Raw genomic sequence first — 10966 nt, 5'->3', positions numbered from 1 at the left:
GCCCAACAATAGCTCAAAACCTCTGCCCTAGTATTTCTGAGTATTTATACTCATCGCAAAAGTGACACGCTCCCACCGATGTGCGATCGCACTTTCCATTTATCCCCTCGATCGCAGTTCATCAAATTCTGCTTCTGAATCTTCCTTCGTAAAAATTACATCCTCATAAATAGCATCAATACCTGTGCGAAAATCTACGCTAGCCAAGTGAATTTTGCTTCCTTGAGTATACGAATACAAAACCCACAAGCCTTCAGCATTACGGCGAAAACACTCTACCCGCTCACGTTTTTGGCTAATTAACACATACTCTTGAAGGGTTTCTAATTCTTGATAGTCAGCAAACTTATCGCCCCGATCGAATCCTTCAGTACCATTTGACAAAACCTCGACAATTAAACAAGGATATCTTTTAAAAGATTGAAATGCCTTGTCCCGTTCATCGCACGTTACCATCACGTCAGGATAGTAGTAAATATTCTTCGATTCAATCCTGGCTTTCATGTCGGACATATAAACGCGACAGCCACTACCCCGAACATGATTTCTTAAAAGTGCAAATAAGTTGCCGGCAACTGTCACATGAGCATCGCTTGCACCAGCCCTTGCATAGGTTTCGCCCTGTATATACTCGTGTTTGAGGGGACTGAGTTCTTCTAACTTCAGATACTCTTCGGGCGAGATATAATTGTGGGTGCGATCGGCAATCATTGGCTTTCCCAAATTTCAGTTTTCGATGATTTCAGTCGAGGTATTTGTATTATAGCAGTTTTCACTCGGATGAAATACAGGACACAGCAGTATGGACACGGCACTGCTGCCGACTATTGTCAGTGAATTATCACCCAAATTTGTATAATTTCTTAGTACCAGAAGGGGGACGGGTTCCTATAGGATAGGTGGCAACCTCTGACTCTTATAAATGAGGTTTCTAACCCGCATTTAGTATTATTCATAAAAAAACCCCGGTTTCTTCAAGAAACCGGATTTTTCACACTTACGCGGCGTGTTGTCGATACCAATCAATCGTATTTTTCAACCCATCCTTAAACTGCACCTCCGCAACAAAACCAAACTTTTCCTTAGCCCTTGCCGTATCCAAACAGCGGCGCGGCTGACCGTTCGGTTTGTCTGTTTCCCAAACAATTTCTCCCTCAAAACCCATCAATTCGCAAATCGTTTCCACTAAATCGCGAATTTTAACTTCGCTATTCGTTCCCAAATTAACCGGGTCAGATTCACTGTAATCTTGCGTTGCCATCACAATTCCCCGCGCGGCATCTGTGGAATACAAAAACTCGCGGCTAGGGCTGCCGTCGCCCCAAACTGGCAGTGTTTTGTCTCCCCTTTCTTGGGCTTCGTAGACTTTGCGAATTAATGCGGGGATGACGTGGGAACTTTTCGGGTCAAAGTTATCTTCCGGGCCGTACAGATTGACTGGTAGCAAGTAGATACCGTTGAATCCGTACTGCTGGCGGTAGGATTGCAGTTGCACTAATAAGGCTTTTTTGGCAATTCCGTAAGGTGCATTAGTTACCTCTGGATAGCCGTTCCACAGGTCGTCTTCTTTGAAAGGAACTGGGGTTAAATTGGGATAAGCGCAAATCGTGCCGACGCAGACAAATTTTTCGACTCCTGCTTCGTAGGCGGCGTGGATTAGTTGCGCGCCCATCATCAAATTATCGTAAAATAATTCAGCGGGTTTGACTAGGTTTAAGCCGATGCCGCCGACGTGGGCGGCGAGGTGTATGATGATATCTTGTTTGTCGGCGGCGCGCTTGCAGTTTTCCATGACGCGGAGGTCGCAGTCGCGCGATCGAGTTACCGAAATTTTATCAGCATCGGCCCCTGCTTTCACTAGCTGGTCGATTACCTGACGGCCCAAGAAACCGGCGCCGCCCGTGACTAGAATGCGTTTGTTGCTTAAATCCAAGCTTGTCATAATTTTAGCCTCGGGATTTTGAATAAAGGTCGATCGACAATTTCAATTCTAAAATTGTTGCTTTAGCAAAAAAAGCTTTCAGCTACAAGATGAGGTTGCCCACAAATTTGTTTTAGCTGCACCCGATAGGGACAATTTGCGCCCTTCACACCCGAAAGTTAGATATAGGGGTCGCGATTCCTCAACTATCATTTTAATGTTTTTTTTAGCTCGCACAGCCGAAAATTTTGCGAGCAATTAAGCTGGTTCTTTGAATGCCGATCGCGCTACGCTAATACCTGTAACAATCCTCCGATCAGTTGTGAAGTGTGTGCAGGGGCTATCCCCCGGTGCGCGCCTTTCGCCAAAGGGGTAGACACGGGGCCCTACCCCGACAAATTGTTCGCACTGACGGCTTGGTTTAGCGACTTAATCAAATCCGTTGCCCGAACCTCGACCTTGCTCCTCTAAAGCTTTCATGTCAGCATCTACCATTAAATGTACTAACTCCTGAAAAGTTACAGAAGGTTCCCAATTTAATTGCTGGCGCGCTTTAGTCGAATCGCCTATCAACAGTTCGACTTCTGCAGGCCGCAAGTAGCGTTCGTCAAACTCCACATATTTTTGCCAATCTAAATTGACGTAAGTAAAAGCCAAATCGAGAAATTCCTTAATAGAATGAGTCTCGTTGGTAGCAATGACATAATCGTCAGGTTTGTCTTGTTGCAGCATCAGCCACATCGCCCGCACGTAGTCTTTAGCATAGCCCCAGTCCCGCTTAGAATCGAGATTGCCCAAGTAAATCTTTTTCTGCTTGCCGGCGACTATTCTGGCCACGGCGCGAGTAATTTTGCGAGTTACAAAAGTTTCGCCACGGCGGGGAGATTCGTGATTGAACAAAATGCCGTTGCAGGCAAAAAGTCCGTAAGATTCGCGATAATTTATTGTTTGCCAGTGCCCGTAAACTTTGGCGCAGGCGTAAGGACTTCTGGGATAAAAAGGAGTTGTTTCCTTCTGCGGAACTTCCTGTACCAAACCAAACATTTCCGAAGAACCTGCTTGATAAAACCGCACTTCTATGCCGGTGCGGTGCTGATAGTCCCGAATTGCTTCTAGCAGCCGCAATACTCCCATCCCTACTGTGTCAACCGTATATTCCGGCGAGTCAAAACTGACTCGAACGTGAGATTGAGCGCCTAAGTTATAAATTTCTACCGGCTGAACTTCTTCCAATATCCGGCGGAGAGTAGTGCCGTCCGTCAAGTCGCCGTAGTGTAGAAACAGGCGCGCACCCTCGCTGTGAGGATCGACATAGATGTGGTCAATTCGATCGGTATTGAAACTAGAACTGCGCCGGATAATGCCGTGAACTTCATATCCTTTTTCTAACAGTAATTCGCTCAAGTAGGAGCCGTCTTGACCTGTAATACCTGTTATTAGCGCTCGCTTACGTTGCGTCATCTGATTTTCCTTTGACAGGCTGTGTTAATTCACAATAAATTTTTTGGCAGAGGCTGTTGCTCCCTGCCGTATTCTCAAACTGCTTTATAAAACTTACTCAAACTTCACTTTAGTTACCTAAAGCCAGTTGAAGTTTACTTCCTACGCTGTTGGGTAGTGGGCTATCCCAAGATAAGTAGGCTATCCCCCTTAAGCCAAAGGTTATAGAGTTAAGTTTAACACCTAAACCTAAAGTAGTCTATCTAGAAGAACTGATCTTTCTAGATGAATAAGAGGTAGGTTTATTTAAGTATTTGCCCCTTTAGTTAAGCTCACAATTCTTCGATCGGCATCCAGGAACTGTTTAGTTTTGACAAAGAGTTTGTCGCTGATTGTCAGTAGTCAGCATCAGTGGTCAGTAACAAATAAAACTAACTACCGATTGCTGACTGCGGACAAAAATTAGTATGCGCCGTTATTTTTGGGAAAAATCACAACTCCAATTGTTTTGAAAACAATCCACATATCCATCCAAAGGTTTTTGTCATTTGCGTAATAGAGGTCGATTTGGACTCGGCGGGGATAGGGAATGTCGTTGCGACCAGACACTTGCCACAAGCCTGTAATTCCAGGTCTTATGGTGAGAATTTTGTTGATGTGACTGCCGTATCTCGGCAGTTCTTCTTCAACTAAAGGTCTCGGTCCGACGACACTCATATCTCCTTTTAAAACATTCCAAAACTGGGGAAACTCGTCTAAACTGGTCATTCGTAAAAATCTTCCAATCCAGGTAATTCGAGGGTCTTGTTTCAGCTTGAAATTGTCCTCAAACTCTTGACGCAAATGCGGAGAATTTTCCATGATTTCTAGCAATATATCGTCCGCATTTTCCACCATCGTTCTGAATTTCAGGCAATAAAACCTTTTACGGTTTTTGCCTACTCGTTCCTGTACGTAAAAAATAGGACCGGGCGAGCTTAAGGCGATTAAGAAAGCCAAAAGCAGGTAAACCGGAGCAAACAGGATCAGAACCGATAAGGAAAACAGGATGTCAAATAACCGCTTGAAAAGTTCTCCGTCGAGGCTCTGTAGAGAACGACTTATGCGTCTATCTCCTTGCAGGACAGACCCAAAACCGCGTCTTGCGATCGCTCGAATTACCTTGCCGGAGATTAGTTGGCTGTCGGCAGTCATCTTACTCCTTCACTTCACACCACACACAGTCCTGATCATAAAGCCTCAAGACGCTTTGTTCTCTGAATTATGTTTCCAATACTCAATTTTCTGCCTTCAGAAGGCTTCAAAAGGCAGAAGGAAGAAGGAAGAGGGCTTCTGGCGGCAGAAGGAAGAAGGCACAAAGCACTTATGCAGAGGTCTTCTGAAGGCACTTATAGCCTTTCGAGCGAAAGATGAGGTACTATCCGGCATAGGGCATAGGGCATAGGTCATAGGTCATAGGGCATAGGGCATAGGGCATACCTCACTTTTTTGAGAACCGCTATATACAAAGGCAGAAGGAAGATTGTCCCGCTATCGGGATCTGGTACTCTCAAGCCCCAGACTGCGTAAAATCACGGGATTGAAATTCCTGATTGCAGCGTCCCACAAAAGCTAGATAGCGCTGCCCAAAGACTTCGGGGGCAAACTGTTCAGCACGCAACCTGCTGATTTCGGGCTGAAATTTGCCTTGCAACTGCTCAAATTCCTCGACAGCTTCGACTAATGCTGCTGCGGTTTGGGAGGAAAAAAATAAACCAGTCCCTGTCTCTGGGTGTTGGCGAATGTCGAGCACTGTCTCCAAAGCGCCCCCTGCTGCATAGGAAATTACCGGTGTTCCGCAAGCTTGAGCCTCTACCAAAGCTATGCCAAAATCTTCGCAAGCTGCATAGACAAAGGCTTTCGCCTCTGCCATATACTTTTCAACTATGGAGGCGGGTTGCCAGCCGAGCACTTGCACGTTGGGTTTGGCGATTTGCCGAATCATTTCTAATTCTGGCCCGGTGCCGATGACAATTAGAGTACGGCCGAGTTGATTGAATGCTTGGACGATCGCACTTACGTTTTTGTAACTTACCAACCGACAAACGGTGACGTAAAAGTCTTGTTTTTGCCGCATCAAGGAAAATCGATCGATATTTACCGGCGGATAAATCACCTCGGCCCGCCGCCGGTAGCATCGCCAAATTCGGCGCGCAGTGTGTTGAGAGTTGGCGATGAAATAATCAACGCGGTTGGCGGAAATTACGTCCCACTGCCGCAGTCGATGCAACAAATATCGCGTCAGCAGACCCTGGATGCCCCGTCCGGCTTTGCTGCTACGCAAATAGTCAAAAGTTAAGTCCCAAGCGTAGCGCATGGGCGTGTGGCAGTAGCAGACGTGCATTTGCTGGGGACTGCTGAGGATGCCTTTGGCAACGGCATGGGAAGAGGAGAGGATGATGTCGTATTCTCGCAGATCTAGTTGTTCGATCGCGATCGGCAGAAATGGCAGATATTTTTGCACGCCGCTGCGGGCCTTGGGAAAGTGCTGCAAAAATGTTGTGCCAATCTGTCGCCCGAAAAGATAGCTTTCGGGATTGGCTGATTCAAAGTCGATGAGGGCATAGACATCTGCCTCGTTTACGTATTTGAGAATTTCCTGTACTACGAGTTCTGAACCGCCAGTAGCTAAGGGCGTCAACCATTCGTGAACTAGGGCGTATTTGAGTTTTTTCACTTGTATTTGTAGCCGATCAAACGATTTGTTAGCGCCAGTGCTGTCAATATTAATCTTACTGAGGGATAACTTACGCAATATCCAGCCATCAACCAGGTTTCTAGGTAGGTATCTTTAAACTGAGATGTTGCACCATTCTCAATTACTTGTTTAGGAACAGGCAAGATACCTGTTTCACAAAGAGTGAATTTTCTTGTGGAACAGGCCGAAAAGCCTGTTAAGCGAGAATGATGCAAGAGGTGAGTCAAACCAAGGATTTTGGGAATAAACGGGGTTTTTGTCAAATCAGCCACAGCAAAACAGGACTCTCCGGCAGTGATTTCCCCGATTGTTGACAAGAAATACTATTAGGCAGAATACTAAAGGTGATTTGCGATCGGCTAAATCTTCGGAACGGGCGATCGGCTCAATGTGGTGTAAGGAAAAAATGTCCAAATTTTTGTGGAAGGGACTTTTAGTTAGTCCGGCGGTATTGGCAGCAAGTTTAGTCGTATCTTCGACGGCGCTAGCAGCAGAGAAACAGGTAGAAATTTCCACCATAGCTCAAGCTGATCAATTGCAATTAGCAGGTGCTGCAACCGAGACAGCAAAGGCTGAGACAGCAAAGGCTGAGACAGGCGAACCAGCATCGCTAGCTAGCAACTTGACTGTTGAGACTATTGAGAAAGAAAGTGCGAACCTCTACGAGGGCTTTCCTTCGGATCGCTTGGCTAACGCTAACGAGCCGATTGCCCCAGTTGCCGAACAAGCAAAAGCACCGGAAAACGCAGTTGCAGGGGATTTAAGCGAAACCAAACCCGCAGTCGCACCCGCAAATTTAAGTGCCGAACAACCTGTCGCGGAGCAAATTCCCGCAGTCGCGCCCGCAAACTTAAGCGAAACCCAACCCGCCGCTACACCGACTAATTTAAGCACCCAAGAGCAGATTTCCCAATCGCCAAATCCAAGTACCCAACCTCCAGCACAGTCAAATGTTTTAGAACAAATCAATGAATACAGCAAAGAAGACAGTAGCAGCGAAAATGCGGCCGGCCAGGTAACGTCTGTTTCGCAACTTTCCGACGTTCGGCCCACAGATTGGGCGTTCCAAGCTTTGCAGTCTCTAGTAGAGCGCTACGGGTGCATAGCTGGTTATCCTGACGGCACTTTTCGCGGCAACCGGGCGATGACTCGCTACGAGTTTGCAGCAGGTTTAAATGCGTGTTTAGATAAAGTTAGCGAGCTGATTCAAGGCGGTTCGAGAAATCTGGCGACGCGAGAAGATTTGGCTTCTGTGCAAAGGTTGCAAGAAGAATTTGCGGCGGAATTGGCAACTTTGCGAGGCCGCGTCGATGCTTTGGAAGCGCGCGCCTCTGAATTAGAAGCAAATCAGTTTTCAACTACGACTAAACTCAACGGCGAAGTGATATTTGGTTTGGCGGGTATCGCCAGGGGAGATGATGCCGAGGGCCGCGAAGCTGATAAAACCACGGCTTTTGGCAGCAGGGTTCGTATCAATTTTGACACGAGTTTTTCTGGAGAAGATTTGCTCAGAACTCGACTGCAAGTTTTGAATCTGGGTGCGTTTTCTACTAATAATACGAAAACTGCTGAAGGGGAATTGCGGTTTAATGTCGGGCCTTTTGGCGAGGCTAACAATATAGTAGCTTTAGATGCGCTGCTTTACCAATTCCCTATCGGCAAAAGCACTACTGTAATTCTAGAAGCCAACGCCGGCGCTGCTGACGATTTTACCAACACTGTCAACCCTTACTTTGACGGAGACGGCAGCTACGGCGCTCTTTCTAACTTCGGTACTCGCAACCCAATTTACTATTTGCTTGGTGGTTCTGGCATCGCTCTGCGGCATCAGTTTGGGGAAAAACTGGAGCTGAGTTTGGGATATTTGGCCGGCAATGCTGCCAACCCGACGCGGGGAAATGGTTTGTTTAATGGTTCTTACGGCGGTTTGGCTCAGTTGACTTTTACACCGAGCGACAGCATTGCTTTAGGTTTAACTTACGTTAATTCCTACAACTTAATTACCAATACCGGCAGCAATACTTCTAATTTTCCGCAGCGTCTCGGTTCCTTCGGGTTCGATAGCGATACCACTCTCCCGATTTCTAGCAATTCCTACGGCGCGCAAGCTTCGTGGCAGTTGAATCGGAGATTTGCAATTGGCGGTTGGGCGGGTTACACGAACCAGCGCATTTTATCCAACTTGGCTACTCCTACGGGTTCTGTGCAGCGGGGGGATCAAAAAGTCTGGAACTGGGCAGTTACTTTGGCTTTTCCCGATTTGTTGAAAGAAGGAAATGTGGCGGGGATTTTGGTAGGTATGGAGCCGCGGGTAACGAGTTCTACTAATCGGACTTTGCCGGAAGATAAGGATACTTCGCTGCACGTTGAAGGTTTCTATCAGTTTAAGTTGAGCGACAATATTTCTGTCACTCCTGGTCTGATTTGGCTGACTGCTCCTGACCACAATAAGAATAATTCTGATTTGGTGATTGGGGTTGTCAGAACCACGTTTACTTTCTAGGAGCGGGTTTAAGGTTTAAACAGAAACGACCAGCTTTTGCAAAAGCTGGTCTGCACAAATAGTTAAATCCGTTGTGTTCCCACAGTGTTTTTCTCACAGTGAGGAAACCCAAGTTGCACGTTTCTTTGCAAAGGGTTCTAAAAGAAATATCATCTCTCTTAAGTGGTATTATAACAACAAAATTTAATTTTATGTAATAAAACTTTACATTACAGACGAATTTTAATTTTTAGGCGACGATCGCACTCCCAGTCACTTTGTATAACCAAAGCTGGCTTCAAAAATCCGGTTTCTGCGTAGGTTTATCGGTTCCAAACAGCTTATTTGAGGTAAAAACGAAGTTTCGCTTGCCGATTGCCCCTTCACTCACTTTGTATAAATCAAGCAGGAGCTTGCTGCGGTCTACCCCAGACAATCCGCTCCTGCTTGTATACAACCATACCCGGTTTTGCGCCTTTGGGCTTGTATACATATTTCGGTTCTGTATAAACCACGGGGACTTGTTCGCTGTGGCGGGCGCGACTGTAGTAAGCAGTCATGTCGGCGGCAAATTGCAAATCGGTTTCTTCAGCCACAGTACCGGGTGTGAGACGCAGCAAAGCGTGGCTTCCGGGAATCTCTAGGGTGTGGAACCACAAGTCGTAGTCGTTGGCTGTGCGAAAAGTGAGTTGGTCATTTTGGCGGTTGTTGCGCCCGATTAATAATTCAAAGCCGCTGGGGCTTTGGTAGCGGTGAAATTCGATCGCAGCATTTTTGTCGGTACTGCGGTAATCTGGTACGTCTAGATATTTTTGTTGGATCAGTTCTTCGCGGATTTCGGCGAGGGTTTGCAAATCTTGGGTGTTGCGGTAGGTTTCCAATACTGAAAGTGCGACTTCAACTTGTTCTAAATAGTCGATTTCTTCCTGTACGGCGGCTAACAAAGGTTCTACTGCAATGCGGGCTCTTTTAAGTTTTTGGTGTTTTTTGTAGATTGCTTGAGCGTTTTGAACCGCATTTTTTTCCGGGTTTAGGGGAATGATAACTGGTTTCTCAGTTTCAAAGTCAGGGAGGGAAATTGATTTCATTCCCGGTTCCCAATGCTGCAAATTTGCCATCAGCAAGTCGGCTTGGGATTTGTGGGTGTCTGCGTCTGCAGATTGCTGTAAGCGTTCTTTAAATGTGTTGGCTTTGAGGCGCAGTTTTGCCAGGACGTTGTTGAGTTTTTGGGTAAGCTGATGCCGCAGTTGGGCGAATACTTCTTGATTGATTTGGCCTGTGTAGTAGCTGTTAAGTATTTCTTGAACGGAAGAAGCATCAGAGGGCGGGCACGGGGGCACCGCCCCTACATTGTGATTTTCTGGGGCGGGCCAATCGATGACTGTGTAGCCTTCGGGGGTAAAACTTGGGTGAAATTTGGAGTTTTCTAGGCATTGCAGCCAGTATAGCCAGCGTTGAAATAGTTGCTGCCATTCGTCGGGATTGAGGCTGTCGGTGGATTGTTCGGGGTCTAAAGAAGCCGATCGAATCATTGACAAAACTAAGGCTTTACTCATCCCTCGGTAATTCTTCAACAGATTGCCCTTTAATTGCCCAGGAACCAGGCTAATTCGTGATTGCCAGCGGTTTTGAGATTCGCTCAGACTCGGCACTGCATCGGTCAAAGACGGGGGCATTTCGTAGGGTTGCCCGGTTTGGATGGGGCGGACGGTGGACTGTTTGGCGCTGACTTGGTGGGCGCAGGTGACAACGAGGTTGTCTTGGGCGGTGAGGATGACGTTGCTGTATTTGCCCATGATTTCGGCGTAGAGGTGCCAGAGGGCGGGTTCTCCGGGGCGTTTGGCGAACTGCAAGTCGATGACTCTTTCCCAGGATGAAACAGGGGCGATGGAAACTAAGGCTAAACCGCTGAGTTGGTGCCGCAGTTGTTCGCTGAAGGTGAAGGTGTCGGGAATGCGGGGCGGGGGGTCGCCGACGCAGATGCGGGCGGCCACAGGATGCCAGGAAAGGTCTATCCAGCCGCGCCCTTTCATGGTACGGAGGGCTAGGGACACGGTGAAGCGATCGCGCTGGTAGACTTGTTCTAAGCGCGCTGGCAGCCATTGGGCTCGCAGTTCGCTGCAAGCTGCGGTTAAAGTTGTAAAGTCTACGGGTTGCACGGTGGCCTCTTTGCGATCGAACTATCTATTTCTATGCTGACAGATATCGGTCACATTTTACTAACTATATCAAATTATTCTTTACTCTTGGCTTTGCGTCCTTCGCTATGAAAGCGCTTCAATAATTTCGTTAAGAAATAACAAATAACAAATACAGGGGATTCCAGGTTTATGAAGTACAGTAGCAGCAGCTTGTAAACCAGTTTTTAAAGTGCTTAATATTAACC

Annotated in this window: 8 protein-coding genes; 1 reads left to right on the top strand and 7 read right to left on the bottom strand. The window is 46.9% G+C overall.

Annotated elements, in window-relative coordinates; translation table 11 throughout:
• Positions 1-99 precede the first annotated feature (99 nt).
• From QUA90_RS29160 to QUA90_RS29135, 6 genes are all read right to left on the bottom strand, one after another.
• Entirely contained in the window at positions 100-711 is a 612-nt protein-coding gene (locus tag QUA90_RS29160; protein ID WP_333448649.1) for a Uma2 family endonuclease, read from the bottom strand.
• A 286-nt stretch (positions 712-997) separates the two neighbouring features.
• On the bottom strand, positions 998-1942 hold the full coding sequence (locus QUA90_RS29155; RefSeq protein ID WP_333330611.1) for a GDP-L-fucose synthase: 945 nt from the start codon (positions 1940-1942) through the stop codon (positions 998-1000).
• 408 nt (positions 1943-2350) lie between these two features.
• Positions 2351-3382 (bottom strand): GDP-mannose 4,6-dehydratase, encoded by a 1032-nt coding sequence (gene gmd / locus QUA90_RS29150; RefSeq protein WP_333054667.1) that lies wholly within the window; start codon positions 3380-3382, stop codon positions 2351-2353.
• Positions 3383-3823: 441 nt separating this feature from the next.
• Positions 3824-4555 (bottom strand): sugar transferase, encoded by a 732-nt coding sequence (locus QUA90_RS29145; protein WP_333076234.1) that lies wholly within the window; start codon positions 4553-4555, stop codon positions 3824-3826.
• A 355-nt stretch (positions 4556-4910) separates the two neighbouring features.
• The gene (locus QUA90_RS29140; protein ID WP_333448647.1) at positions 4911-6077 is read right to left on the bottom strand and encodes a glycosyltransferase; all 1167 of its coding nucleotides are present in this window, start codon (positions 6075-6077) and stop codon (positions 4911-4913) included.
• Positions 6074-6370, bottom strand: a complete 297-nt coding sequence (locus tag QUA90_RS29135) for a hypothetical protein (protein WP_333448646.1) — start codon at positions 6368-6370, stop codon at positions 6074-6076. The genes QUA90_RS29140 and QUA90_RS29135 overlap by 4 nt, the downstream gene beginning before the upstream one ends.
• Positions 6371-6504: 134 nt before the next feature.
• Here QUA90_RS29135 and QUA90_RS29130 point away from each other — a divergent pair, with 134 nt between their 5' ends.
• On the top strand, positions 6505-8601 hold the full coding sequence (locus QUA90_RS29130) for an iron uptake porin (RefSeq protein WP_333448648.1): 2097 nt from the start codon (positions 6505-6507) through the stop codon (positions 8599-8601).
• A 380-nt stretch (positions 8602-8981) separates the two neighbouring features.
• On the opposite strand, the gene QUA90_RS29125 is transcribed toward QUA90_RS29130, so the two are convergent.
• The gene (locus QUA90_RS29125; RefSeq protein ID WP_333385785.1) at positions 8982-10739 is read right to left on the bottom strand and encodes an NFACT RNA binding domain-containing protein; all 1758 of its coding nucleotides are present in this window, start codon (positions 10737-10739) and stop codon (positions 8982-8984) included.
• Positions 10740-10966 lie beyond the last annotated feature (227 nt).

Origin of the sequence: Microcoleus sp. D3_18_C4 (assembly GCF_036702355.1) — a bacterium.
Taxonomy (GTDB): domain Bacteria; phylum Cyanobacteriota; class Cyanobacteriia; order Cyanobacteriales; family Microcoleaceae; genus Microcoleus.
Note: the sequence above shows the minus strand (reverse complement) of the source record. Positions and strands in the feature narration are given on the sequence as shown.